Genomic DNA, 26044 nt, shown 5'->3' on the forward strand with positions numbered 1-26044 from the left:
ACAGCATGATCAACGAGTTAGGACGCAATATTATCTATTATATCGAAATCGCCCTCGCCAAACCTCTCTACGCCATCGTACCAGGACTGATTGCCATTCTGGTTGGCGCCTATTTCATCTACACGATGCCACGGAGCTATTATTCCGAGGCGCTGCTGCTGATGGAATTTCAGCAGATACCAACGACGCTCGTATCACCGACCGTATCGAACGACCGCCTGCAATTCATCGAGCAACGGGTATTGTCGCGCAATAACCTGCTGGCACTGGCCGAAAAATACCGTCTCTTTCCAAATATGCCGGATACCTTGGCCAAGAACAATTTTGCGGCCTTGATACGCAACCAGATCACTCTGCTGATATCGGTGACCGAGGGTGCCGACCGCGTCGCAAGTAACGCCTCGGTCAGAATTGGCTTCAAATATGGCGATCCCGTCATTTCCGCGAATGTAGTTTCGGACCTCGTTTCGCAAATTATCGAAGAAAACCGGCGCATCCGCATGGCACGCGCTTCGGAGGCAACGAAATTCCTGACGCAGGAGGCCAATAACGTCACCCAGCGGTTCCGCGATAGGGAAGGCGTCTGGACCAAATATCTCGAGGAAAACAAGGAATCTCATCCCACGCGAATCCCAACCTTGCTGATTGAGCTTCAGGCAAAGGAAGTGGAACTCGCGGCACTCGACCGGGCCGCCGTTGCGCTGAACGAAGAGATAGGAATCTACGAAGCCCAGCTGCGCATGGGCGTCGGACAGACGACCGAAAGTACGCGCTTTCATGCACAGCTCGTCGAGCTTGAGCGTGATTTCGCAGTCAAGTCGGTCATTTATTCGGACACGCATCCCCAGATTCGCGCCATGAAGCAGCGTCTCGATGAGATGCGGGCTCAAGTTGCACCGGCACCGCGCGACACATCGGGGAATATGCCGACGCCTGAAGAGATCAAGACGCTTTCGCCCGAGCTCATGCTGATCGCAGAACGTATCGCGATGGCAAAGCCGCGCCAGCAACAGAATATCGCGCAAAGGAGCGCCCTTACGGAACGCATCGCCAAGCTGCGGGAGCTTGTCTCTCACGCTCCCGAAGTTGGAGCACAGATCGCGGCGAATGAAGCCGAGAAGGTGTCGTTGCAGCGAAACATGGACGAGATGCAGACTAAGCTCGATGCGGCACGCCTTGGCGAGCGACTGGAGGACGGCGATGCCGCCCAGCAGATCGAGGTGGTCGAGGAGCCGGAAGTTCCCAAAGCCGCTACGGGACCACGGCGACTCCAATTGATCGCTGGAGCCTGTGCTGCAGCGGCCATGGCTGCGGCGGCGGGCATCTACGGCGCGCATCTGTTTGACCAGACCATCCGCGGCACGTTCGATCTCAGCGACGCTCTGGCCGGAGAAACGCTGGTGGTTATTCCACGGTGGAAGCCGAAGCGGCGTATTGCCAGGGCATTCCGGAATTCCGCTTTTGCGAACCCAAGTCCGCTTGCGGGAGGGTGACGTGGTTCGACTACGGCCGAACCGCCTCTAGTTGAAAATGGTATCGATGGGACAGGGCAGGAATTTCATGGAAGTCATCAAGAATATTTCATCTCGGGGAAGAATGGCGGAGAGACTGGATGGGACCGGCCTTGCTGAGCTGAATACCAATTACCTCAACGGCTCGGTCATCCACTCCCATGAGGAGTGTCCGCCGCTGCCGGGCATCTCTCCAGTCTCCCCCACCTTTCTGTATTCCAATCGCATCATCGCCTTCGACAGCGACAGTCCGATGGCACATTCCTACGACGTCCTGCGAAACCAGTTGCTCAACGCACACAAGGACCGGGACACGCGGGTGATTTCGGTGACCGCCCCGACGATCGGATGCGGCACCACCGTAACCGCCATCAATCTGGCGCTCAGCTTCGCCCGCGTACCCGGCGCTAATGTCTTGCTCGTCGATGCGAACTCCCGGGATCCCGCAATAGGCAATATACTCGGGCTGTCGCCTCGTCCGGTATCGGACGATCCGGTTCACGGTTGGCTGACGACGGTGGATATTCGAAGCGTCCGTTGTCATCTGCTGCGCGCGGCCTGGGGGCCGGGCAAAATTCCGCTGCCGGCGGACCTGGCGCGGATGACGGCGCAGGTCGATCTTGCGCGACAGATGCTGAGACCGACGATCGTTCTTTTCGATCTGCCGCCCATGTTGAGTTCGGATGAGGTGATCCCGTTTGTCGAAATGTCGGACACCGCCTTGATCGTACTCGCGATCGGTAAGTCAAAACTTGCGGAACTGGAGATCTGCCGGAGCTATCTTGGCCCCGAGAAAAGCATGCAGGTGGTCCTGAACAAAACGAAGAGGCACGGCCTTTGATGGATGTCGAACTTAACCGGCAGGACGACGCCACGGCGCTGAAACTGGTCGTCGTCATCGTCAACTATCGGACCGCCGATCTCACCATCGATTGCCTTGCATCCTTGAGCGTCCCAGGCACGGTCCCGGACGGGACGCGGATCGTTGCCGTCGAGGGGGGATCCGGCGATCGCTCGGCCGATCTCATTGCAGCAGCCATAAAGAAGAACGGCTGGACGAATGCCGTATGCCTTCCGCTGGAAGTGAACGGCGGCTTTGCCTACGGCAACAACCGGGGCATTGAATATGCGATGGCAAACTTCGGTCGACCAGACTATGTCCTGCTCCTCAATCCCGATACCATTGCCCGCCCCGGCAGTGTTACGCGCCTGGTCGAATTCATGGACCGCAAGCCCGACGCCGGCATCGCCGGCAGCCGTCTGGAACATCCGGACGGGAAAGGTCAGGCCTGCGCTTTCCGATTTCCCTCGATTGCCAATGAATTTGAAAGCGAGGCGAAGCTGGGGCCGGTTACCCGCCTGCTCGGGCGCTGGCGTATCGCCCCGGATATGCCGCGGGAGCCAAGCCGGATCGACTGGGTCTCCGGAGCCAGCCTGATGGTCAGGACAGACGTCCTCGATCAGATCGGCACCCTCGATGAAGGATATTTCCTGTATTATGAGGAAGTGGATTTCTGCATTCGGGCAGCGCGCGCCGGATGGTCCTGCTGGCATGTGCCGCAAAGCCGCATCATCCACCTGGTCGGCCAGTCGACGGGCGTGACTCGACACGTCAAACCGTCCAGGCGACCAGCCTACTGGTTCGAGTCCCGGCGGCGTTACCATCTCAAGCATTACGGAGCCGTCTTCTCGGTCCTCTCGGACCTTGCCTGGCTTTGCGGACACATCGCCTGGCGCATCCGGCTTCTCGCCGAAGGCAAGAGCTCCAGCGGGCCGCCGCATCTGCTGCAGGATTTCATCCGTCACTCGGGGCCGTTTCGCAGGGTCTGAGCGCTTTCACAAACAACATCCGGCTCAAATGATGCCCGGTCTGGCCATCAATATTTCCAATGCCGCCGCCGACTTGTTGATGTCGTGCCGTTCGAGCGCCCGCCGCCGCCCCGCCTCGCCCTTGCGGAACAACTCGACATCGCTTGCGAACAACGCCTGCCGCATTGCGCCGGTCAATGCCTCCAGATCGCCGGCTGGAACGAGCCAGCCATTGTCCGGTTGAACAAGCTCCGGGATGCCGGCGACATAGGTCGAGATCACCGGGCGCTTCAGCGCCATGCTTTCCATCAGCACGACGGGAAGGCCCTCCGCGAAGCTTGGCAGAACCAGAGCCTTGGCGCGAAGAATTTCATTGCGCACATCGTCCTGTGAGATCATGCCCATCAGTACGACTGTGTCGCCGAGTCCGAGCCGTTCGATCTCGCGTCCGATTTCGGCCCGCAACGGGCCATCGCCGACAAGAACGAGTTCGAAATGCGTCCCCTCGGCCCGCAGGTTAGCCGCCGCCTGAAGCAGAAGGAGATGGCCTTTTTGCTCGGAGAGCCGCGCGACGCAGACAAGACGCGGATCGGAGCGGTTTAGCTCCACATCGTCGCTCAGATAACGCTGGTCGATACCGCAGTGGACCACCTCGATCTTCCGCCAGTCTCCAAGGTCGGCCCAGCGCAGCAGCTGGCTGCGGCCGTAGGAGCTGACAGCGACCACAAACGACGATGCCCGGATCTTGTCGCCAAGGCCCAGGGTCTCAGGCCGATCGAACTCCTCCGGCCCGTGCACGGTGAAACTGAACTTCATGCCGCCGATCTCATGCGCCAATGTCGCGACCGTCGCGGGGTTGGTGCCGAAATGCACATGCAGGTGATCGATCTTATCCCTGCGGCACCAATCGGCCAGGATCATCGCCTCCCAGAAATAGACCAGGTGACGCAGGTAACGCCCTCCGGACGTCCTCGCGAACCGGAGCGCAATTCCCAAGGCTTTCAACGAAGGACCGGGGCGGCCAAGCGCTTGGCGAACGACGCTTGCGAAGGCTCTTATCAACGGGGTCCGCAGGATATGGCGGGTGCGGCGGGCTTCCCCGATATCCTCGGGATCCTTCAATGTGCCGCGAAAGGGGCGTATCGCATATCTTTCGACCCGATGCCCCCTCGCCTCAAGCGCCACGATTTCGCGCCGTATGAACGTGTGGCTCGGCGCCGGATATTGGTTGGTGAAATACGCAATCCGCATTCCACAAGCGCCCCTTCATATTTGCCTATCAGCGGCAATTCCCCTGGATCAGGTATAGCAAAAAGGGTTTCGCGGGCTCAGTGCAACAAAGAGCTTAGGAGCGCGGCATCGGCTTCCACCAAAGAGGTAAATTTACACCAGCGAGCCGAAATTATACAGACAGTATAGAGGCTTATCACGTTCCGAGGCCGAGATCGCGACAGATGACCAATAAACCAACGGCCGGGGGATACGCGCACATGGACATGGATATCCAAATGCACCGCGGCAGCTACTCGGGGCTCGGGGCTGATGTCTGCGTCGTTGTGATCGGACGTAACGAAGGGCAGCGTCTCATCGACTGCCTCAATTCGCTGAAGAACCATCGCGAGCGTACGATCTACGTGGATTCAGCCTCGTCGGACGGCAGCGTCGAGGCGGCCGCCAAGCTCTGCGCAGAGGTTTTGCCGCTCGACATGGCAATTCCATTCACGGCGGCGCGCGCGCGCAATGCAGGTTTTGATGCTGTCATGCGACGCTGGCCCGACACGGCCTTTGTGCAGTTCCTGGATGGGGACTGCGAACTTGACGCCAGGTGGATCGCGACGGCCACAACCTTTCTGGTCATGCGCAAGGATGTCGCGCTGGTCTTCGGAGATCGGCGCGAACGGCATCCCGACCGCACGATCTTCAACGCCATGTGCGACCGCGAATGGGAGGGCCCGCCCGGCGAAGTCCCGGCATGCGGCGGCGATATCCTCATCAGAGCCTCTGCCCTCAAGGATCTCGGCGGTTACTCCAACGAGCTGATCGCGGGAGAGGAACCGGAACTTTGCGTCCGCCTGCGAGAGAGGGGCTGGAAGATCTGGCGCCTTCCCTGCGAAATGACGCGTCACGATGCGGACATAAGCCGTCTGAGCCAATGGTGGCGGAGAAGCGTGCGTTGCGGGCATGCCTATGCACAGGTGTCCCATCTCCACCGGAAATCTCCATCCAGGATATGGACCAGGAATTTCAGGCGCGCGGTTTTCTGGGGCGGTTTGGTACCACTGGCAGCGATCTTCGGCACGGTTCTCGATCCTGTAGGCCTCGCGCTGCTGCTGGCCTATCCGCTTCAGATCCTGCGCCTGGCGTTCAGAACCGCATCCAAACCAGGTGATAGATGGATCTTCGCCACATTCGATGTCCTCGGCAAGTTCCCGGAGATGCAGGGCATCGCTCAGTTTTATGTAAACCGGCTGATCAATCGCCAACAGCGGATCATCGAATATAAATAGTAGCCATTGCTGAACACCGGCTCGGCGGTTGTCCGCCGCTAGTGGCGCGACCCCAGAACCCGCATCTTTTTGACCTCGACGGAAGTCTGCATGACCGGGTATGGCAGCCCGGTTCCCATGCTTTTCATCCCTGCCCTGGCCAGCGGAAAAAACTCCCACTCCATGCCCGCGCCTCGTCTCAGAAGTGCGGCGCAGAGACCAGAGAACGGCCAGTAGATATAGGGAATGACCGAAACGCTGCTGGTGGTCGCGATGGTGAAAAGCATGGCGGCTAGGAGCGCAAGCACGCCCTCATAACTGACGATATCCGATTTGCTCGTCCAGAACATGGCAGCGAGTTTGATCGCGAGCACGCCAAAGAACATCGCGAACAACAGCAGGCCGATCAATCCATAATGGAGTGAAATCTGCAGGTAGGTATTCACCACGTCCACGATGCCCTGCCCCTGGATCATCGTTTGCATCTCCGGCTCGCGCACGAATGTGTCCGATCCGAAAAGCGGATAACGCTCGATGACGATAATCGAGTTTTCGAAAAGCCTGGAGCGATAGGTCTCGCTGCCCTTGTCGGCAGAACCGACAAATGGAAGCAGGTTGGTAAACCGGTCGATGAATGGCGGATGCACAAATATCAGAGTGGCAATACCCGGGATCATTCCGACCAGCAGCTTGAGCGAGACCCGCAGATTGGTCAGCAGCAGCACCATTGCGCAGAGCGCGAAACCAAGCCAGGGGCCGCGCGAGACACTGGACAGAAGCCCGATCATCAGCACGCCGAGCGCAGCATATCGCCAGAGGCCCAACGACTTTGGCGTCCGCAACGCCAGCAGACAGCCACCCGCGGTCATGCAAAGGAATCCGAACGCGATGGATTCCACCGACGTCGTAGCCGCACGCAGAAAACCGTCGCGGAAAAGATAGACGGTGATCAACACCACGTCCCATTGCAGCACCACCACGTAGTAGATCCGCCAGTTTCTCCAGATTTCGAAAAATCCGATCGCGGCAAGCGGCAGCGCCGCGACGACGAAGGCGAGCAATACCTGGTTTATTTCCAGCGCCGAGCGCAGCGATCGGCTGAAGACGAAGTAGGGAAGCAGGATGTCGAGAAAATAGCCCGGTACGACGCGCAGAATAGAATTCAGATCCCCCAGACGCAGGGCGAGCAAGGATATATAGACGAAGAAGGCGATGACCAGGACGTCCGGGCCGCGAAGTTCTCGATTGTCGTGCTCTCTCCAGAGCCTGATCGCGATCGGCAACAGGATGACGACCGCCAGCAGGCGCGGCGGATCAAGATCGATGATCCTGTTGAAAACGCCCGGAATGCCCACCCCGATCGGAACGCAGGGCGCCACGAACATCAGGATCACGTAGAGCAGGACGGGCTGCTTGGAATTTCGATGGATATATAGGCTCATGATCGCAAGCGCGGCAGCGAAATCGAAGAAACTTCGCGACAGGAAAGTAGCGCAGGTCGCGATGACCCAGCAATTGCGCCAAAGCTTGAATTCAGCTTCGCCGATGAGGGGCACGGCAACCTTGCCGGCGATATAAAGCGCGGGAGCACTGATGATCAGAACGTAGAGGAGAGCACGGAGATACTCAGGCATTTAAGCTCTCGCGCCTGAAACCGCGCCCGTGCGAAGACGTCTCGCGCTGCGACTTTTCCCCATATGGCTGCCCCTTGCCAATGCGCAACCCCGGCTGCGCGCCTCGACTTAGGCTACACGCCCGGCTCGCCTTCCCACACATATCCAAAAGAGCTAACGCCTACTTCGATCGTAGCCCCCGTACCGCCATTTGCCTTGCTTGCCTGCGCTCCTGCTATGCCGTTCGATTCAAGACGGCCGCGCCCACAGTTAACCGACGACCCAACGCCAGCATCAGGAAAGGATCCGCCGTGAACCGCCGAATGTTTCTCCAAATGCTGTCGAATGTCGCGATCGCACCAGTCCTGAGCGGCATCCCCTCCGGCGCCAACGCGAGCGACGAGATTTTTCCCGAGCAAGTGGGACTGAACATCACCGGAATGAGCTATTGGGCAACCGAGCAGGCTTTTTCCAACCTCGCCTACAATGCTTCGCCCTGGCGGGTGCAGGTCAAGGACGCCCCCTTCACATGGGATACGCCACTACCGCCGATGACCAAGGACGGGTATCCGACGCGAGTTCCGGCCGGATCGTTCGTCGAGAGCTTCCTGATCTTCACCGCGCATCGAAAAAACCTGCCGGTCCAGCTTTCGGTCCACTACGACGGCAAGGGCAAGCTTGGCTACATAGCCGGCGCCGAACTGGAGTCTCGGTCGCCGGGGCGCGACGATGTGCGCAATCTTCGAAAGGAAGCTCCCTTCACCTCCATGGTGATGGAAACCGATCCGACCGATCCGATCCGCAATATCCGGGTGTATGAGCGCGGACCAATACCGAAGGAGACGTTCAGGGCGCCATTTCTGGACCGGCTGAGCGGCATGTCGACGCTGCGCTTCATGGACTGGATGGGAACCAACAATTCGAAGGTCCAGAGCTGGAGCGACAGGCCAAGGCCCGGCCAGTTCGGTAAATCCGAACTCGGCGTCCCGCTCGAACACATGATCGAGCTCTGCAATCTGGTAAAATCGGATCCGTGGTTCAACATGCCCCATCTTGCCGACGACGACTATGTTCGTCGTTTCGCGGAACAGGTCAGGAAAGACCTCGACCCGGATCTCAAGATCCATGTGGAATATTCCAATGAAGTCTGGAACACCAGCTTCGATCAGGCCGACCATGCCCGCAGCCGCGGCCTTGCTCTCGGCTTCTCGACCAATGACTACGAAGCGCAGCTCCGCTATTACGCACAGCGGACAAACGAAATACTGGCAATCTGGGAAGACATTTTCGGTGCCGCCAGACAGAGGATCGTCGGCGTCTATTCGGCACAATCCGTAAACGTCTGGACCAGCGAGACGATCCTGTCGTGGAAAGGTGTCAAGGCGCATGCGGATGTGCTTGCGATAGCTCCCTATTTCGGTGGGGGCTTTGGCGCGCCGGACCGACAGGAAGAGGTTTCGAGATGGTCGCTCAACCGCCTCTTCTCGGCACTCGAGAATGAAGTCGAGACAGACAACAAGAAAACGATTCAGGAGCAGGCAGCGATCGCCAAACAATACGGCGTCAAGCTCTACGCCTACGAAGGGGGCCAGCACCTGGTTGGCAGCAGCGGAGCGGAAAACAACGAAAGACTGACAAATCTCTTCGTTGCAGCCAATCGCGACCGCCGAATGGGCGAACTCTACCTTCGCCATCTCAAGAATTGGCGGATGTCGGGCGGAGGCCTCTACGCCGTGTTTTCGTCGATGAGCGAACCCAACAAATGGGGCAGCTGGGGATTGCTGGAAGAAGAGGGCGGCAGCCACCCGAAATGGCAAGCTATCCAACAGGTTCTTAAGCGCAAACCTGCCCTGTAAGCCGTCTCATCCGCTTTCTGCTCGGCAGTTGGAACCCGCGACATCACCCGAAGGCGGAACCGCGAAAGGTATGGACATACGTCCTTGCCATGGACGCCGGTTGGCGACTGATGCGCTCCATCCCCAAAAGCAATGGGCCTGAAATCCGATGTCCTCGAGGAGCGGATGCCCGCCAGACTTTGGTCGTCGAAAGATTGAGCGGATGCGATGAAGGTATTCATCAAACAACTGACCGGCTGCCTGGGTATGGCAACCGGTCAGCCTACCACGCCGAAACCCGAGGCGTTCTGCTCAAGTCCGCACTACAAAGTACCACAATCCTAGATCGGCGATATTGCAAACGGGCCACACCTCAAGTGTAACTTTCCGATACCTAATTTAGCTCAATAAATTTTGAGTGAATAGCGATCTACCTCATGTACATCGCCTCAAATCCTATGTGGAAAAAGAGGAATCAACCGGTGATTATTAAATCACATACTTACTGCAACGTTTGATAGAACCTAATCCTTTTGATTGAGTTGATATGGTGTGCAGATAAGGGAATAATACTTTCGCCAAACAGACTGCTGAAGGCTCGAACGGGAAAAACGGTCGGGCCTTCTCCTTTTGGTGAACCTGACATTTCTCATGGCTCGTGGTGTTATGGTGTGCGAGGCGTCCTGTCGGCCTCGATGACTTCCCGTTTGTGGACGCCCTCGCTGTTTGATCGGCGAGGGCTTCTTTTTTGGCAGCGAGAAAGCACCCCACCAGGTGCTGGCTTCGGGCGGGTCACACCTATCAACGCTCGGTGAATGCTCTCGACATACTGTCGACAACCGGCTTGATCAGATAGCTGAAAAAAGTCCTGACTGCGGTTTGAATCATGATTTCCGCAGGCATGCCGGGTTGCGGGGTAAATCCCTTGATGCGGGCGATCTCCTCGGACGAGATGTTGATGCGCGCGACATAGACGTCGTGGTTTGAGAGCCCCGCCTTGCTATCCTCCATTGCGTCCGCAGAGACATAAAACACCTCGCCCCTCAGGACCGGGGTGGTGCGCTGATTTAAGGCGATAAGACGGATCGTCGCCTTTTGTCCCACCTTGACGCTGTCGATCTCGTTGCGCGGCACCTTTGCCTCGATGATCAACGGCACGCCGGCCGGGAGGATCTCCATGATCCCCTTGCCGCTTTCGATGACGCCACCCGTCGTATGGTAGTAGGTCCGCACGACAGTGCCGGAGACCGGCGCGAGGATCGTCGCCCGGCGCAGCACGTCGTCGGCTTCGCGTGATTGTTCACGCGCCGCATCACGCTCGCCTTGGATCGATTGCAAGCGGTCGAGTGCCTCCTCCCGATACGTTTCCTCCGCACGCGTGATCTCCTGCTGCCCCTTCAGGAGCTCGGCTCCGGTTTCCGAAACTTCTGCCTCCAGGCGGCCGATCTGCCCCTCGGCATCGGCGATCGCCCGCTCAAGCGCTCTGACCTCGGTTGCGCGCAACAATCCCTTGGTCAGCAGGACCCGCTTGGTATCGTATTCGTCCTTGAGCAACATGAGCTGCCGCGACATGGCATCGCGATGGCGGGTGTAACCTTCGCTCCGGAACTCCAATGCCTTCATATTCTGCTTCAGCAGAGAAAGCTCGGTCGCCAGCTTCATGCGCTGAGCCTTGAAGTTGAGCTGTTGCGTGAGGATAATCGCGGAAACATCCGGGTCATCCCTGAAATCGTTGAGGTATGACGAAATCGTCATGGAGTCGGCGGCCTCGGATTGAGCGGTAAGCCGGGCGGCCGTTGCTTCCAGCCTGACGCGTCTGAGGAAGAATTCCCGTTTCTTGGCCTGCGACGCGGTCTCGTCCAGCCTGATCACCGGCTGGTTTTCGACAACCTGGTCGCCTTCGTTGACCAGCAGTTCCCTGATGATGCCGCCCTCGAAATGCTGAACGATCTTGTTGCGGCCGGTTGCGACGAAACTGCCCTGGGCGATGACGGCTGCCGCAAGCGGGGCGGTCGCAGCCCAAGTACCGAAACCGCCGAAGGCTATGGCCGTCAGCGCAAGGCCGGCGACCGTCTGTTTCCAGACCGACCGAGGAACCTCCGAGTACCATTCGAGATCGTGTACCTTCGCGACAGCAGACATGCCCCAACCCCTATAGCAACTGATGGCCGAATGACCCGGTATTGATATCGATGCCGCGCGCTTCGATGGCTTTCAGCACGTCCGCCCGCATTCCGAACAGCGCGACGGTGCCGTTGACCAGCAGCAGGACCTTGTCGACGCTGCTGAGGAGAGCCGGACGTTGCGTGATCGTCGCGACGGTTATCTTGTGTTCCTTGGCATGCTGAAGTGCGTGGAGCAGCGCCGCATCGCCCGCATTGTCCAGATTGGAATTCGGCTCATCCAGCACCACCATCCTTGGATCGCCGAAAAATGCCCGGGCAAGCGCAATACGCTGCTTTTGGCCGCCGGAAAGAGGAGAGCCATCGGCCGCCACCACGGTTTCGTATCCGTGTGGCAGGCTGGCTATCATTTCATGAACATCGGCAAGCATTGCGGCCCGGTAGATCTGCTCATCGTCGGCGTCCATCCGCATCCGGGCGATATTGGACTTTATCGTGCCGGGAAAGAGCTGCACATCCTGCGGCAGGTAGCCGATATTTTCGCCGAACTGGCGCTGATCCCAGTTCCTCAGATCCATCAGATCCAATCGGACACTCCCCGACGTCGGCAGGACCGATCCGACGAGCATTTTTCCGAGTGTCGTCTTGCCGGCACCGGAATTGCCGATGATCGCCAGGGAATCTCCCGGCTGCAGGGCAAACGAAACGCCGTTGAGCACGACGCGCTTGGTTCCCTGCGGTACATAAAGGAGGCGCTCGACGTCCAGGCGCCCTTCGGGCTTCGGCAGGTTCAGGCGGTCGAAATTCAATGGCGAGGATTTCAGCAGCGCCGATATGCGCCCGTAGGCCGCGCGGGACTGGCTGTATTGGTTCCATCCTTCGATGGCCCCTTCGATCGGCGCCAACGCGCGACCCGCAATGATGGAGGCAGCGATCACCATGCCCCCGGTGAGCTGCCCTTCGATCGACAGGAAGGCGCCCCAGCCGAGCATCGCGATCTGCGTCAGAAGGCGGCAGGCCTTTGATATGGCCGCAATGGTGATATTCCGGTCCTGGGCAATGACCTGCGACTTGAGCGACGAAGCCGTGTCCTTGCCCCAGATCTGCACCGTCTCCGGGATCATGGCGAGCGCGTTGATGATCTGAGAATTGCGCGACATCGATTCCAGATGAAGGTTGGCCTTCACCTGCGCCGTGTTGGCTTCGGCAAACGGCTCGGCGGTCATCCGCTGGTTGATCTGGGTGAAGGCCAGCAGCATGAGGGCTGTCAGCACCACGATGAAGCCGAGATGCGGGTGGATGAGAAAGACCGCCACCACGAAGAGAGGTGCGATCGGCGCATCGAGAAACGACAGCAAAGTCCTGGAGACGAGGAATGAACGAACTTGCTGAAGATCGCCCAGCACCTGATATTCGCGACCATTGCTTTGAAGCGAGGCGCGGGCGGCCGCGCTCAGGATCGGAGCGCCAAGCTGTGCCGCGATTTCCACCGCGGTCCGCATCAGGATGAAGCGTCGAAGAGCGTCGAAGGCCGCCTGCAGGATGACCGCTCCGACGATCACGATCGTCAACATCACCAGCGTGTCGAGAGAACGGCTGGTCAGCACCCGGTCCGATATCTGGAACAGGTAGGTCGGGATCGCAAGCACGAGGATATTGCTGGCGACGGTGAAAAACATGACGATCGCCAGGTTCCGCCGCACCGCAGTAACGCCCGCGCGCAGGCTGGCAGAAAAGTCGACCGGCGCGAGGCGCTTGTGAAACGTACCGTCGCCGCCACGCCCGCCACCGGTCGTCGGCGGCTTTCCAAAGGGCTTTGCCTCTGTCCGCAATGGCCCGGTGTCGGCATCGATCGTGATCATGCCTTCCGGCGCCTTTGCCTCCGTCGCTTCGCGCTGCGGAGGCTTCGGCTCGATCTCCGGTTCGATGATCCTGCCATTGGCAGGCATGGCCAGAATATCGGCGCCCGACGAGCCCTCGTTTACGCGCAGTGAACTCGGTGGTGAGTTCTTGGGTTCCAGCCTGGATATCGTTGCTGAAGGGACTGCGTCACCGGATGTCATTTTCAGGCATTCGTCCACGGCGCGCTCCAATTTTGCATAAAATTCCTCCCCGGCAAGTTGCCGACTTTCATCGTGATCGTGGGCCTGTTCTGGGTCGGCCCTCTTTTGGGCGTCCGACATGTTTCCCCCCATTATCCGAGCACATGTTGCAGTCCATCGTTCTGATAGTGGCCGTCATGATCCACAGGCACGCCGTATCCAGGCTCGGTTGGATCGGCTTGCAGCATCGAATCGTCGAGAAAGGCCACCGCTTCGTTGACCAGTGCATCGGGATCGTGAGCCGCCCATTCCGGATGGCTTGAAATCAATCCCGATTGGAAAAGCGTTTCCTGGGAGTATTGCTCGCCACCGACATAGGTATGGCCAAGAGAGTCCAGGTCGGCGATCGCGGCATTGTTGATGAGCGTATTTCCCCCGGTCGAGATCGACCATGTCGCTTCCGCGTGAGGATTGACGGCATTCATCGCCAGGGCGATCTGATCGCTGTCGCCGACGATGCTGGTCTGGCTGATATACTGGATGTTCAGCATGTCGCCGCTGATATAAAGAACGCGCAACCCGGCCAATCCCGCAAACGCCGGATCAGTCAGAACGCCGCTGGAGAGATTTCTTCCGCCGCCGGCAAAATCGGCGGCCGTGTCCAGGTAGGCGGAAGGCAGCGTGTCGAAACGATCGGCGCCGCCGATATTATAGATATGGGCCTGGTTCCAGAGCAGGTTCCCGGCGCTGGAAAACGTGCCCTCGCCGGTCGTTTCGAAACCCGTAACCGCGCCGACAATATCGTTGTCGAACAACATATTCATCTGGTGGATGATATTGGCGTCGTAAAGGCTGCCGCCAACCAATATCAGATCGTAGGCATGGCTGAGCTCGTAGATCGAGGTCTGGTTCACGCTCATGTTGTCGCCGCCAATGACCTTGGTGGTGGCGCCGGAGGACGACAGGATGCCGACGTCATTGTCGGACATGAAGATGTACTGCTCCAGCCAATTGACGATCAGCAGGTCGCCCTGGATCTCCGTGACGATCCAGCTTCCGGGATAACCTCCGCTGGCATGCGAGGAGGCACTGTCGTCCTGCAGCGGATCGACCCTGTGGAATGTGGCGATGTTGAATATTTCGTCGGGTGCGCCGTCGTTCGTCCAGCTGCTGATCGCCGAGGTAATGGCGTCGACATCCTGAATGACATTGACCTGGATGATCGCGTTGATCTCGAAATGATCGCCGACGACCGCCGTCACCGTTGCGCCGGTCCAGATATTCTTGAGGACGGCATCGTTGACGGTGGTATTGGCGCCGCCGATCAGTTCGACCGAGGCGTCTACCTGGACGGAGCCATCCGCAAAGATCTTGGCGTTGGATGAATGAGCATCCTCCTCCGCGTCGGCGTCATCTGTATCCTTACCGAAGGAGTGATAATCTTCCAGCTTCGGCGCCTCGTCGACGAGCACTCCGTTGACGTAGGTACCTTCGATCGTCGTGGATTGATGGACGAAAGCTTCCATCGGCCCGCCGGAATCGGCTGAAAGGGACTCCAGCTCGCTGGCGACGGACTTGATGATCTCGATAAGGTCTGCCGAGGATTCGGGTATGTCGAGATGGCCGACCGGCGCGTCCGACAAGACCTCCTGCGCCCTATCCAGCAGCTCGCCGTTGTCAACCGGAGCAGGATTGAACGTGAGGCCGTGCCCTCCGACGCCGAAGCTGTCATTGTCGGAAAGCGAGGCGGCCTGAACGATGAAGTTCACCACCGAGCCAAGAGGCTGTATCCCCAATGTAAATGACTTGCCGCTCGCATAGGACGGATACTCGTGCCGCGGCATCTCATGCCGGCCGTAATGTGTCCTGATTTCTACGATGGGAATTGACGGATGGTCATATCGACCCACAAAGTGGGGATGCCAGATGGGCGTGAAAGTGGCGGGAGCCTTGTAGACCACCGACGGATCGAAGCCGAGCAGGTCGTAAGGCGCCTCGAAATGGGATGGGGTCGCGACAGATGGCGGGATGAATTGTTCGGGCGTGTTGAGCGAGAAATCGGTGTAATTATCCCGCAGGCGCGCATCCTCGACGTTCGTGTGGAAGAGCCCGATGAAATGAGCGATTTCCTCCGTGATTGTATCCATCATCGTCATAACCGCTGCCTCTGCATTGGCATGCCTGGACCACAGGTCGTTCGGAATGAGGGACTGCGCAGGAGGTCTGCGCAGTCCGCGATGTGAAGGTCTCTGCCTGGACCAGGGAAAGCGACGGCTTAGAGACTGGTGCCGTCGTGGGTGTCGTCGCCTGCCACCGTGCTGTGGAGGTCGCCGCCGACGATCGTCATGTCGATTGCGTTCTGCTGCAGGTTCGCACCCATCACGATTTCCTGGTTGAAGGCGTGGGTGTCGATCGACGCATCGGCCGAAGCGGAGCTTGTGCCGGTCACGAAACCGTCGTCACCGTTGTGCGAGCCCCAGACGCCGCCGTCGCCGCCAGCTCCGCCGGCGCCGGTATAGGCCAGGCCGCCATCGCCGCCAGCAGCACCAGCACCGCCGAATGCCCAGCCACCTACCGCGCCACCGCCGGTACCATCGGCCCATGCGCCACTCAGCGCCGCGCCGCCTTCGCCGGCACCCGATGTTGCGTCACCGCCGGTAGCATCGCCGCTGGTTGCTGCGTCGGATGTAGCTGCACCGCCGGTACCGGCGGCACCTGCTGCGCCGTCGCCACCAAGCCCGGCACCAAGCCCGGCGCCGAAACCAGCTCCGAGACCGGCCCCGAGGGCACCGCCGCCAGCGCCGCCGTCACCGGCATCCGCGGTGTCGCCACCATCGCCGCCGTCACCGCCGGTCGGATCGCCACCGGCACCACCGGTGTTTCCACCACCGTCGCCGGCAGGGCCGCCCGCACCGCCATCACCGTCGGCGAAGATCGGATTGAGCAGGCCGAGGCTGCTGCCGATCGTGGTTGCCGATGCGCCGCCGTTCGAATCCCCGCCGTCTCCGGCGTCGGAAGCATTGCCACCGGTGGAGTTGCCGGAATTGCCGCCTGCAGCGCCGTCGCCAGCCGTGTTGCTGCCGCCCTGATCGCCATCGCCGGCAAAGGCGAGCCCGGCGCCAAGACCGAGGCCGAGACCCAGGCCGAGACCGAGACCGTCGCCACCATTGCCGCCACGGCCACCGATACCCTTGCCGCCATCGGCATCGCTTTCGGCATCGCCGCTGTCGCCGTCGCCGCCATCGGCATCGCCGCCTTCGCCTTTACCGCCGGCTGCGACGCTTGCGGCCAAACCGCCAAGGCCGTCACCGCCAACCGCGAAGCCGCCAAGCGCGGTACCGCCATTGCCGCCATCACCGCCATCGGCATCTGCATGGCTTCCGCCATTGCCACCGCCGCCGCCGGCATTGATACCGTCGGAGGCGAGCGCAATGCCGCCCTCGGCAGTGCCATTCAGCTCGAACGACCCATCGTTGCTGACGGTGGCGCTTTCGAGCTTGTCATTGTCCTGGATGTTGGCGACCTGGCTGAAGACGTTGCCGACATCATTGCCTTCACCGTTCAGGGAGTTGTTGAGCAAGTCATCGATGCGAATGTTGAACATCCCGTCGATGGAACTGTGCTGCATGTCGACATCGGCAAAGTCGTCGTCCGTCGGCGTGTAACCTTCAAGATCGACACCGACATCGACAGCGACGCCAACGGTGGTCTCATTGACGTTCTCGTTGAGATTGCCGTTAAGGTTCAGGTTGCCGTTACCGTTCAGGTTCAGATTGCCGTTGCCATTCCAGTTGTCGTTCGTCGACTCGCTCGTCTGGCTCTGGTCGCTGGACTGTTGCTGCTGTTGTTGTTCCTGCTGCTGCTGTTGCTGCTGCTGTTCCTGGCTGTCCGTCGGATCGTCGACAACAGTGTTGAACGCGTGGCGTTTGTCTACCATCACAGTATCCTCTTTGACTGCGACGGCGTGACCACCATTCATCTTCTTGGGGTCTTTGCTCGTCGCTGTTGAAGTGAGTCATTGGCCTCTGGCGAGAGGGCGCGCGTCAACGCGACCGTTCGCCGGTCTTTCTCTCGTGATGTCTGATTTTTTTAGCTCTCCCCTAGTTTCCCGAGAGACCTGGAACGAGCGGCGGCATGGCCGTATGCTCGTGACAGCGCGCATCGACGAACGTTCTTCAGCGCTCGTTCTTCAGCTGCTTCGGGATGAGGCACTTTGTCCCGATTGCTCAGAAGAAATAAGGTAATATTTCGAGCTAGCGCAACCTGATGAATACTATGTGAGCATAGTTCTATGGGTGAAATGGTCTAACCAAGAAGAGGTAGGCACATCGGTGATAAATGCAGCCTTATGTATGCAGCAACTCGCGTCTCACCGGAGGAAACGCTGTCTGATCATGGTTCGTTCGCGGAAAAACGACCTGTAATGCCAAATCCCATCACCGATTCGATCTATTCGGTAAATCGTTCGGTCTATTCCCACCCTTCCGGTCTTGGTTTACCGTTCCCTAATAAGATCTTCGGAGCACCACTTTGCGTGTACTTTCGATCAACGACGGGAGGGAGGTCTATCCATGCAAATTCCGCATGGTGTTTCACAACATGTCGGCTTGGATCTGGCAACAAACGCCTTGAAGAGAATGAATGCAATCCGGACACTCCTCTTCATCTGCTCGCCGGGAACAATCTCCACCGCAATGACTGCGGCCATCGAAAGCGAATTTCCGTGGCTTTGCGTCAAGACGGTTCCCGATCTCAAGCTGGCCTCGGCGGAATTTGACAATCCGGTTCAGCTCATGCTGGCGGATGTCCGCCTAGCCTCTGCGCTCGCCGAATACTGGCCGGAACTGGCTCGCTATCATCCCGCTGCAACGCTCGCGCTGATCGGTACCGATGACGGCGAAATAGCCTCCGATCATCAAAGAGCAAAAGAGCTTGAAATCGTTCAGGGGATACTGCCGTTCAACGTCAATCTCGATGTCTTCCTGTCAGGCCTGCGGATCGTATTGAAGGGCGGTACATATTTCCCGTCGACAGGTTACCGCGCTCAGCGAAGCCCGCCTCCGGAAACAAGCGAGGATCCGGCTGACACCAAGCCGGCCCCATACAATGCCGGCAAACAGGCGATCGAAAAGCTCACGAAGCGTGAGAACGAAATTCTCGCCAGAATGGCCATGGGCAACCAGAACAAGATCATCGCCGCCGCCCTGAGCCTATCAGAACACACAGTAAAGATTCATATTCACAACATCATTACCAAGCTTGGCGTGCATAACAGAACGGAAGTCGTCGCTCTCTATTTTGAATATAGACGCAAGGATGTAACCGGCAATGCAGGCGACACGAACCGCGGCCAGGACGGCCGCTCCCTCTCGGGCGACAAGTACTAGGCTGCAGGACATCCTGCTCCTGATTGGGCAGCTGAACTATACGTGGACCAACACAGAAAGCCTGTTGATCCACATGATTGCCGGCCTTGCCAAAGTGGACAAGGAAACGGCGATCGTCATCTTCCTGACCTTGAACACGACGCGCGCACGCATCGACCTCGTGGACAGGCTGACCAAGATGCGCAAGACCGCACCGGTCTGCCGCAGGGAGATCCTGGAAGCCACCCGCCGCCTTTCCGAGGAAGCCAAGCTCCGTAACAAATACAACCACTGCATCTATTCATTCGATCCCGACAGCGGCCGCAACGTCACGCAATCGATGCGCATCTTCGAAAGCCGGGACGAGATCAAATACGGAAAGATCGAGGAACTTGACGCCCGGGAAATCGGCCGTATTCAGGAGAGCATCAACTCGCTCGTCGCAATCAACCGGATGTTCTGGGGGATCACCGAACGTTACGGCTTCCCGACCTAAATCCGCAAAGCCTTACCCCAGGCCCGAGACCTTCATCCCAGGCAGGAAACCGTTGACGGCGTCGGCCAACGTAACGATCGATATGAGATGCCCGGCATCGTCGGTGATCGATATGGCCCGCAACGCCAGGGTTTCTCCCTGCTGAATATGCTCGACGATGATGTCTCTCATTCCGGAGATGACTTCAGCTGTGGCTCTTTCGAGGTTGAGGAAATCAAGTCCTTCCGTATCCGGAATGAAACCGTCCTTCAGATCGACATTCAGGAAATATTTCACCATGGAACCCAAACTCCCCCGGGGTTAGCCTGGCGGCCGCTTCAATTGCGAATCCAACCGTCACGGAAGCGGGCGCTCCAACCTCCAAGCGCTTACCCCCCATCTCCCGATCTGCGTTTAGGCTCAATCAGAACATTAGCAGATATATAAATTACCCATCGCGCCGGTCAACCTGGAATTGGCGTCCCACCTTGGAAACCGGGAAAAAAATAGCGTTCCCCCCTTCGCATTCCCCTCAGTTTTGATGGGGATCACACGGCGGCGATGGGCGCTTCTCCGTTAGCCAACACCCTGCCAAATGCATAGGGATGCTCGCCCAATCATGGTTCAATGCGGCAACGAAAAGGCTGTCATTCTAAAGGTCGATTTCCTGAAGATGCCGCAGCTTTCCTCAAGGAGACTCCGCTGGGTGCGTAGATTTACACTTGCACCACATCAGAGCGCTCCGAACCCGAACTGGTCGGCGGATATCTCGATACGGTATCGCTCCGCTAGGGGCGATCGTCAGAACCTTGAACCGATGACCTGAGCTCGAAGCCGAATTGCTTCGGGAAGACCCGCCCGACCTCTGGATATTTGTCCAGGCCATGGGTCGCGAAACAGCGGGGACATGGCATTTCAACCGCACCGCAGCCGCAGCATCGGGTACCGGTATACGGCTTGGCGGGATGAGCTTCGCAAACCCAGCCCGTGTCCTTGCAGTCTCTGCACCTGAACATCGGCGAAATCCTCTGTGATCCGCAGGGCCGGAGGATAACACGCGCGTGAGTCGCAGGCAGTTGCGCCAAATGAGCTATATCCTTAGGCCTATCGACGGGGGCGACCCTACGTTGATTGCGCCAAAGCTTGCGGCCATCATCCGCTCAAAATATCATCCAGTTGATCGCGATCCAGATCCACGGCATAACCGACCCGAACAGTCGGGACCAAGCCAATGGATGAAAAGTTCGATATCGGTGCGCGCCTCAACGCCATGCGCGGGGCGGCCGGGCTTTCGCAGCGCCAGCTCGCCGAGCGGGCCGGCGTTCCGCACGCACAGATATCCAATGTCGAGACCAACAAGGTCAGTCCTTCCGTTTCGACGCTCCGCAAGATCCTGAACGGTCTCGGCGTCGGCATGGGCGATTTTTTCGAGCCGGAGCGCAGCCCGCCGAAAGGCCCGTTCTTCTCGGCACATGACCTGGTCGACCTGACTTCCAAGGTTGCCACATCGCCGATTGCAGGCGGTGACGGCACGCTGATCTTTCGCCAGATCGGCGATGCGCGGGCGCATAACCTACAGATCCTCCACGAGATTTACGGCCCCCATGCGGACACTGGCGAAACACGGCTGCAGCACGGTTCCTCGGAAGGCGGCTATGTGGTCGAGGGCGAGCTGGAAGTGACGGTCGGCGACGACATCCGCATCCTCAAGGCCGGCGAGGCTTACCTCTTCGACAGCCGTATTCCGCACCGATTCCGCAACCCCTCCGACCGGCAGACGATCGTTATTTCGGCCTGCTCGCCGCCCTATCTCTGATTTCGCGATTCCCTCTTGCTCAATATAATGAGCAAGATTATAGCTTAGGTCATCGACTTTAGGGGATATCGCCATGACCGTCTCAGCAGATCTGCAATCCCGCCTGAAAGCCGCCGTCGCCGGCGGTGTCGGCACAAGGGGTATCTTCGCCCACAAAGCCTTGAACGCCGAACTCTGGGATGTCGACGGCAGGCGCTTCGTCGATTTCGCCGCCGGCATCGCGGTCAACAATACCGGCCACCGCCATCCGGCCGTGATGCGCGCCGTCGCCGAACAGGCTGAACATTTCACCCATACCTGCTTCCACGTCGCGCCTTACGAAGGTTACGTGCGGCTCGCCGAACGGCTGAACGCGATGGCGCCGACCGGCGCCGAAAACCGCACCATGCTGGTGACCACGGGTGCAGAAGCCGTCGAAAATGCCGTGAAGATCGCCCGCGCCCATACCGGCCGCGCCGGCGTCATCGCCTTTTCCGGCGCCTTCCACGGCCGCACGATGCTCGGCATGGCGTTGACCGGCAAGGTCATGCCCTACAAGAAGAATTTCGGCCCCTTCCCGGCCGATATCTACCACACGCCCTTCCCCAACCCCTATCTCGGCTTCTCGACCGAGGAGGCGATCGCTGGCCTCGAACGGCTGTTTGCTGCCGATGTCGATCCGGAACGGATTGCGGCCTTCATCGTCGAACCGGTCCAGGGCGAAGGCGGCTTCAACGTCGCGCCGAAGGAATTCCTCGTACACCTTCGCGAAGTCGCGGATAAATACGGCATCGTGCTGATCGCCGACGAAATCCAGGCAGGCATGGCGCGCACCGGCAGGATGTTCGGTTTCGAGCATGCCGGCGTAAAGCCGGATATGATCACCATGGCCAAGGGCCTCGCCGGCGGCTTTCCGCTTTCGGCCGTCACCGGCAAGGCCGAGATCATGAATGCCGCCCATCCAGGTGGGCTGGGCGGTACCTATGCCGGCAATCCGCTGAGCGTCGCCGCCGCCAACGCCGTACTCGACGTCATCGAAGATGAGAAGCTCTGCGAACGCGCCGCCGAAGTCGGCCGCCGGATCACCGAGCGGCTGACGGCAATCGCCACCCGCCAGGGCATGGAACATATCGGCGACGTGCGCGGCCTAGGCGCCATGGTCGCGTTCGAACTGGTCGAGGACCGCCAATCGAAAACGGCGGCGCCTGCCCTCACCAACCGCATCGTCGCGGAAGCGGAGGCCCGCGGTCTGATCCTCCTGTCTTGCGGGACACGCTTCAATGTGATCCGTTTGCTGCCGCCGCTCACCGTCGAGTGGGAGGTTCTGGAGGAAGGGCTCGCCATTCTCGAAGCTTCGATCGAAGCAGCATTCTCCGACGCAACCGCTTCGGCAGCCGCCTGAGCCTAACTCATCGCCGCTGACCGCAGGACCGATCCGGCCTGCGGTTTCTCTTGATCGCAGTGGCCTTTGGAAACGCTGCAAAGATAAGGAAAAGCGCATGAACGGCGCCGATATGCTGTGTGACGTCCTTCTGGTGAACGGCGTCGATGTCTGTTTTGCCAATCCCGGCACATCGGAGATGCATTTCGTCGCCGCTCTCGACCGCAAGCCGGCCATGCGCTGCGTGCTCGGCCTGTCGGAAGGTGTCGTCACGGGCGCTGCCGATGGTTACGCCCGCATGGCGGACAAGCCTGCCGCCACCCTTCTCCACCTCGGCCCGGGCCTCGCCAATGGTCTGGCCAACCTCCACAATGCCCGCCGCGCCCGCACACCGATGCTGAACATCGTCGGCGATCATGCCTCCTATCACCTTCAATATGATGCTCCGCTGACCAGCGATATCGAAAGCCTGGCCCGGCCGATGTCCCATTGGGTCGGACGCGCCAGCGGCCCAGCCGATATCCGCCGCTGCACCGAAGAGAGTTATGTGGCGGCGCTTGCCAATCGCGGCGTCTCGACCATGATCTTGCCGGCGGACGCCGCCTGGGGTGAGGTCTCGCCGGAAACGCTCACGCCTGCCGCAATCCCTGCCCCGCCGGCGATCGACCCCGAAGCCCTGAAAGCCTCCGTCGCCGCGTTGCGCAGCGGCAAGCGTGTCGTGATCATGCTGGCCGGACAGGCAATGCGGGAAAAGCCGGTCGAGACCGCCGGCCGGATCGCTGCCGCCACCGGCGCGGTACTTTTTTCAACGTCCTCGGGCCGTAGCGCCCGCGGCGCCGGGCGCGCATTCGTCAGACCGGTGCCCTACAAGATCGATCTCGCGGTCGAAGCGCTCAAGGATTTCGAGGTCGCCATCTGCATCGGCGGACCACGCCCGGTCACCTTCTTTGCCTATCCCGGGAAACCGAGCACGACCCTGCCGCCCTCCTGCGAGATCATCCAGCTGGCCGAACACGAACACGATCTCGCCGACGTGCTGGCGACGCTTGCCGATGCCCTTGGCATCAAGCCGGATGCGGATTTCATCCGCATCCGGTTGACGCGGGGTGATATCCAGGTGCCGACCGGCGCGCTGACGCCCGATGCGATCAGCTTCGCCATCGGCCGCCGACTTCCGGAAAACACCATCATCATTGATGAAGGCCTGACCTCCGTCGGCCAATATCCGGTTCTGGCGCCCGGGCTCCCGCCCCACGATCACCTTCCGATCACCGGCGGCGCTATCGGTATCGGCATTCCGCTGGCTGCAGGCGCCGCGATCGGCGCGCCGGATCGCAAGGTGGTGGCGATGCAGGCCGACGGCAGCGGCATGTACACGGTGCAGGGCCTCTGGACCCAGGCGCGCGAACAGCTCGATGTCGTCACCATCGTCTTCGCCAACAGCGCCTACCGCATTCTTCAGGGCGAAATGACCAATGTCGGCGTCAACGCCTACGGCCGCAATGCCCAACGGATGCTCGATCTCGACGCGCCGAAACTCGACTGGTGCTCGCTCGCCAAGGGCCTCGGCGTCGAAGCCGGCCGTGCGACGACGATCGAGGAATTCGTCAAGCTGTTCGACGGCGCGCTTAGCCGCAAGGGGCCTTTCCTGATCGAGGCCGTCATCGACTGATTGCTGCAGAGATTGGCCGCAACCGTTACATCGCGACCAGATGACCCGGTGAAACAGTCTTATAGCCAAGCGGATTGACTTTATAGTCGACGGGGCGGATCGGGCTCTTGAGCTCGTCGCTGGCGACCGCCCGTTTTTCGCGGCGACGATCGGGGTCCGGTACCGGCACGGCAGCCATCAGTTTCTTCGTATACGCGTGCTGCGGATTGCCGAACACGGAGGCGCGCGGACCGATCTCGACGATCTCCCCGAGATACATGACCGCCACCCGGTGGCTGACCCGCTCAACCACCGCCATGTCGTGGCTGATGAACAGGAAGGCGAGGTTCAGGCTCTGCTGCAGGTCGAGCATCAGGTTGATGACCTGCGCCTTGATCGACACGTCGAGTGCCGAGACGCTTTCGTCCGCAACGATCACCTTCGGTTCGAGCGCAAGCGCCCGGGCGATGCAGATGCGCTGGCGCTGGCCGCCGGAGAATTCGTGCGGATAACGGTTCACCATGTCGGGCGTCAGCCCGACCTTGCGCAGCATGTCGGCGACGACTTCCTTCGCCTGTTTTGCCGTCCCCATCCTGTGTTCGAGATAGGGCTCGGCGATCGCCTGGCCGATCGTCATGCGGGGATTGAGCGAGGCGAACGGGTCCTGGAAGATCATCTGCACGGATTTGCGCATCTCGCGCATTTCGCGTTTGTCCAATGCCAGCACGTCCCGGCCCTCGACGACCACCGAACCGGCGTCCGGCTCGATCAGCCGCATGATCGCGCGGCCGGTCGTCGACTTGCCGCAGCCGCTTTCGCCGACCAGCGACAGCGTCTCGCCGGCCTGCAGATCGAAGGAGACGTTCTCGACCGCGTGCACGCGACCGCTCACCCGACCAAACAAGCCCGAATGGATATCGAAACGCTTGGTGAGGTTCTTCACCTCCAGAACCGGCCGCTCATTGGCGGCAACCGTATCGGCCACTTCCACCTGGACGTCGGATTCCCCGGTCGCCGTGTTGACGACGGGAAAGCGCAGCGGTCGCTGGTACTTCTGCATCGAGCCGAGCACCGGCACGGCCGCAAGCAGCGCCCGCGTATAGGGGTGTTTGCCGCGATGAAAAATGTCCGGCGTGTCGCCCGTCTCCACCTGCTCGCCGCGATACATCACGATCGTCCGGTCGGCGACTTCAGCGACGACGCCCATGTCATGGGTGATGAACAGGACCGACGTCCCCTCCTCGTCCTGCAGCAGCTTGATGAGATCGAGGATCTGGCCCTGGATCGTCACGTCGAGCGCCGTCGTCGGTTCGTCGGCGATCAGCAGTTTCGGCTTCGACGCCAGCGCCATTGCGATCATCACGCGCTGGCGCATACCGCCGGAAAAGCGATGCGGATATTCGTCGAAGCGCGAGGCCGCAGATGGGATACGCACCTTTTCGAGCAGCCGGATGGTTTCGGCCTTCGCTTGCGCCGCCGACATCGCCTTGTGGCAGAGCAGCGCCTCGGAAATCTGGTCGCCGATGGTGAAGAGCGGATTGAGGCTCGTCATCGGCTCCTGGAAGATCATCGCGACATCGTTGCCACGCACCTTGCGCATCTCATGCTCGGGAAGCGCCAGCAGGTTGCGTCCGCCGAGCATGATCTTGCCCTCGATGCGACTGGTGCCTTCCTGCAAAAGCCGCATGATCGAGAGCGAGGTGACGCTTTTGCCGGACCCGCTTTCGCCGACGATCGCCACGGTTTCGCCGGGAGCGACGGTGAAGGAAACGTCACGCACGACCGACTTCCACTCCCCGTCCACGTTGAACGAGGTCGTCAGGTTCTCGACGGAGAGGACCGGCTGCGTGGACTGGACGGCTTGTGCTTGCGAAATGGCCATGATCGTTCCCTTCTTATTGTCGTCGGCGGTACGTGGAGCCCCTCCCCCTTGTGGGGAGGGGTTGGGGAGGGGACT

At 59.8% G+C, this 26044-nt stretch carries 18 protein-coding genes; 10 read left to right on the forward strand and 8 right to left on the reverse strand.

Features of this window, described 5'->3' with window-relative positions; translation table 11 throughout:
* Window positions 1-5 precede the first annotated feature (5 nt).
* The 3 genes from AC1DLT_RS25985 (at window position 6) to AC1DLT_RS25995 (ending at window position 3341) form a co-directional block, all read left to right on the forward strand.
* The gene (locus tag AC1DLT_RS25985) at window positions 6-1493 is read left to right on the forward strand and encodes a GumC family protein (protein ID WP_477488674.1); all 1488 of its coding nucleotides are present in this window, start codon (window positions 6-8) and stop codon (window positions 1491-1493) included.
* A gap of 67 nt (window positions 1494-1560) precedes the next feature.
* Window positions 1561-2352, forward strand: a complete 792-nt coding sequence (locus AC1DLT_RS25990) for a P-loop NTPase family protein (protein WP_477488675.1) — start codon at window positions 1561-1563, stop codon at window positions 2350-2352.
* Window positions 2352-3341: a glycosyltransferase family 2 protein gene (locus tag AC1DLT_RS25995; protein ID WP_477488676.1), complete on the forward strand. Its 990-nt coding sequence runs from the start codon at window positions 2352-2354 to the stop codon at window positions 3339-3341. The genes AC1DLT_RS25990 and AC1DLT_RS25995 overlap by 1 nt, the downstream gene beginning before the upstream one ends.
* 24 nt (window positions 3342-3365) lie before the next feature.
* Here the strand turns inward: AC1DLT_RS25995 and AC1DLT_RS26000 are convergent, their stop codons facing one another.
* Window positions 3366-4571 (reverse strand): glycosyltransferase, encoded by a 1206-nt coding sequence (locus tag AC1DLT_RS26000; RefSeq protein WP_477488677.1) that lies wholly within the window; start codon window positions 4569-4571, stop codon window positions 3366-3368.
* A 239-nt stretch (window positions 4572-4810) separates the two neighbouring features.
* On the opposite strand from AC1DLT_RS26000, the gene AC1DLT_RS26005 reads away from it, so the two are divergent.
* Window positions 4811-5827: a glycosyltransferase family 2 protein gene (locus AC1DLT_RS26005; protein WP_477488678.1), complete on the forward strand. Its 1017-nt coding sequence runs from the start codon at window positions 4811-4813 to the stop codon at window positions 5825-5827.
* A 38-nt stretch (window positions 5828-5865) separates the two neighbouring features.
* Here AC1DLT_RS26005 and AC1DLT_RS26010 read toward each other — a convergent pair whose 3' ends face one another.
* A complete protein-coding gene (locus tag AC1DLT_RS26010) occupies window positions 5866-7440 on the reverse strand; it encodes an O-antigen ligase family protein (RefSeq protein ID WP_477483479.1) in 1575 nt (524 codons plus the stop codon).
* Between the two features lie 290 nt (window positions 7441-7730).
* Between AC1DLT_RS26010 and AC1DLT_RS26015 the strand changes: the two genes are divergently transcribed.
* Window positions 7731-9275 (forward strand): hypothetical protein, encoded by a 1545-nt coding sequence (locus AC1DLT_RS26015; RefSeq protein ID WP_477488679.1) that lies wholly within the window; start codon window positions 7731-7733, stop codon window positions 9273-9275.
* Window positions 9276-10055: 780 nt separating this feature from the next.
* Here AC1DLT_RS26015 and AC1DLT_RS26020 read toward each other — a convergent pair.
* From AC1DLT_RS26020 to AC1DLT_RS26035, 4 genes are all read right to left on the reverse strand, one after another.
* Window positions 10056-11396, reverse strand: a complete 1341-nt coding sequence (locus tag AC1DLT_RS26020) for an HlyD family type I secretion periplasmic adaptor subunit (RefSeq protein ID WP_038546045.1) — start codon at window positions 11394-11396, stop codon at window positions 10056-10058.
* 10 nt (window positions 11397-11406) lie between these two features.
* A complete protein-coding gene (locus tag AC1DLT_RS26025; protein ID WP_477488680.1) occupies window positions 11407-13440 on the reverse strand; it encodes a type I secretion system permease/ATPase in 2034 nt (677 codons plus the stop codon).
* Between the two features lie 131 nt (window positions 13441-13571).
* The gene (locus AC1DLT_RS26030) at window positions 13572-15569 is read right to left on the reverse strand and encodes a hypothetical protein (protein WP_477488681.1); all 1998 of its coding nucleotides are present in this window, start codon (window positions 15567-15569) and stop codon (window positions 13572-13574) included.
* 125 nt (window positions 15570-15694) lie between these two features.
* The gene (locus AC1DLT_RS26035) at window positions 15695-17356 is read right to left on the reverse strand and encodes a hypothetical protein (RefSeq protein WP_477488682.1); all 1662 of its coding nucleotides are present in this window, start codon (window positions 17354-17356) and stop codon (window positions 15695-15697) included.
* 634 nt (window positions 17357-17990) lie between these two features.
* Here AC1DLT_RS26035 and AC1DLT_RS26040 point away from each other — a divergent pair.
* Complete coding sequence (locus tag AC1DLT_RS26040; protein WP_157885179.1) at window positions 17991-18806, forward strand: response regulator transcription factor; 816 nt, start codon at window positions 17991-17993, stop codon at window positions 18804-18806.
* Window positions 18748-19281 (forward strand): hypothetical protein, encoded by a 534-nt coding sequence (locus tag AC1DLT_RS26045; RefSeq protein ID WP_038546051.1) that lies wholly within the window; start codon window positions 18748-18750, stop codon window positions 19279-19281. Before AC1DLT_RS26040 ends, AC1DLT_RS26045 begins: the two co-directional genes overlap by 59 nt.
* Window positions 19282-19293: 12 nt before the next feature.
* Here the strand turns inward: AC1DLT_RS26045 and AC1DLT_RS26050 are convergent, their stop codons facing one another.
* Entirely contained in the window at window positions 19294-19560 is a 267-nt protein-coding gene (locus AC1DLT_RS26050) for a DUF6894 family protein (RefSeq protein ID WP_038546054.1), read from the reverse strand.
* 931 nt (window positions 19561-20491) lie between these two features.
* On the opposite strand from AC1DLT_RS26050, the gene AC1DLT_RS26055 reads away from it, so the two are divergent.
* From AC1DLT_RS26055 to AC1DLT_RS26065, 3 genes are all read left to right on the forward strand, one after another.
* On the forward strand, window positions 20492-21076 hold the full coding sequence (locus AC1DLT_RS26055) for a cupin domain-containing protein (protein WP_477488683.1): 585 nt from the start codon (window positions 20492-20494) through the stop codon (window positions 21074-21076).
* Between the two features lie 73 nt (window positions 21077-21149).
* On the forward strand, window positions 21150-22457 hold the full coding sequence (gene gabT, locus AC1DLT_RS26060; RefSeq protein WP_477488684.1) for a 4-aminobutyrate--2-oxoglutarate transaminase: 1308 nt from the start codon (window positions 21150-21152) through the stop codon (window positions 22455-22457).
* Window positions 22458-22554: 97 nt separating this feature from the next.
* A complete protein-coding gene (locus tag AC1DLT_RS26065) occupies window positions 22555-24108 on the forward strand; it encodes an acetolactate synthase large subunit (protein ID WP_477488685.1) in 1554 nt (517 codons plus the stop codon).
* Window positions 24109-24133: 25 nt separating this feature from the next.
* Here the strand turns inward: AC1DLT_RS26065 and AC1DLT_RS26070 are convergent, their stop codons facing one another.
* Window positions 24134-25969: an ABC transporter ATP-binding protein gene (locus tag AC1DLT_RS26070; RefSeq protein ID WP_477488686.1), complete on the reverse strand. Its 1836-nt coding sequence runs from the start codon at window positions 25967-25969 to the stop codon at window positions 24134-24136.
* Window positions 25970-26044 lie beyond the last annotated feature (75 nt).

This window comes from Neorhizobium sp. 05N33 (assembly GCF_056397445.1).

Coding starts and splice junctions, on each gene's coding strand:
- AC1DLT_RS25985 (WP_477488674.1), top strand. CDS start 6: ATGATCAACGAGTTAGGACGCAATATTATCTATTATATCGAAATCGCC.
- AC1DLT_RS25990 (WP_477488675.1), top strand. CDS start 1,561: ATGGAAGTCATCAAGAATATTTCATCTCGGGGAAGAATGGCGGAGAGA.
- AC1DLT_RS25995 (WP_477488676.1), top strand. CDS start 2,352: ATGGATGTCGAACTTAACCGGCAGGACGACGCCACGGCGCTGAAACTG.
- AC1DLT_RS26000 (WP_477488677.1), bottom strand. CDS start 4,571: ATGCGGATTGCGTATTTCACCAACCAATATCCGGCGCCGAGCCACACG.
- AC1DLT_RS26005 (WP_477488678.1), top strand. CDS start 4,811: ATGGACATGGATATCCAAATGCACCGCGGCAGCTACTCGGGGCTCGGG.
- AC1DLT_RS26010 (WP_477483479.1), bottom strand. CDS start 7,440: ATGCCTGAGTATCTCCGTGCTCTCCTCTACGTTCTGATCATCAGTGCT.
- AC1DLT_RS26020 (WP_038546045.1), bottom strand. CDS start 11,396: ATGTCTGCTGTCGCGAAGGTACACGATCTCGAATGGTACTCGGAGGTT.
- AC1DLT_RS26025 (WP_477488680.1), bottom strand. CDS start 13,440: ATGACATCCGGTGACGCAGTCCCTTCAGCAACGATATCCAGGCTGGAA.
- AC1DLT_RS26030 (WP_477488681.1), bottom strand. CDS start 15,569: ATGATGGATACAATCACGGAGGAAATCGCTCATTTCATCGGGCTCTTC.
- AC1DLT_RS26035 (WP_477488682.1), bottom strand. CDS start 17,356: ATGGTAGACAAACGCCACGCGTTCAACACTGTTGTCGACGATCCGACG.
- AC1DLT_RS26040 (WP_157885179.1), top strand. CDS start 17,991: ATGCAAATTCCGCATGGTGTTTCACAACATGTCGGCTTGGATCTGGCA.
- AC1DLT_RS26045 (WP_038546051.1), top strand. CDS start 18,748: ATGCAGGCGACACGAACCGCGGCCAGGACGGCCGCTCCCTCTCGGGCG.
- AC1DLT_RS26050 (WP_038546054.1), bottom strand. CDS start 19,560: ATGGTGAAATATTTCCTGAATGTCGATCTGAAGGACGGTTTCATTCCG.
- AC1DLT_RS26055 (WP_477488683.1), top strand. CDS start 20,492: ATGGATGAAAAGTTCGATATCGGTGCGCGCCTCAACGCCATGCGCGGG.
- gabT (WP_477488684.1), top strand. CDS start 21,150: ATGACCGTCTCAGCAGATCTGCAATCCCGCCTGAAAGCCGCCGTCGCC.
- AC1DLT_RS26065 (WP_477488685.1), top strand. CDS start 22,555: ATGAACGGCGCCGATATGCTGTGTGACGTCCTTCTGGTGAACGGCGTC.
- AC1DLT_RS26070 (WP_477488686.1), bottom strand. CDS start 25,969: ATGGCCATTTCGCAAGCACAAGCCGTCCAGTCCACGCAGCCGGTCCTC.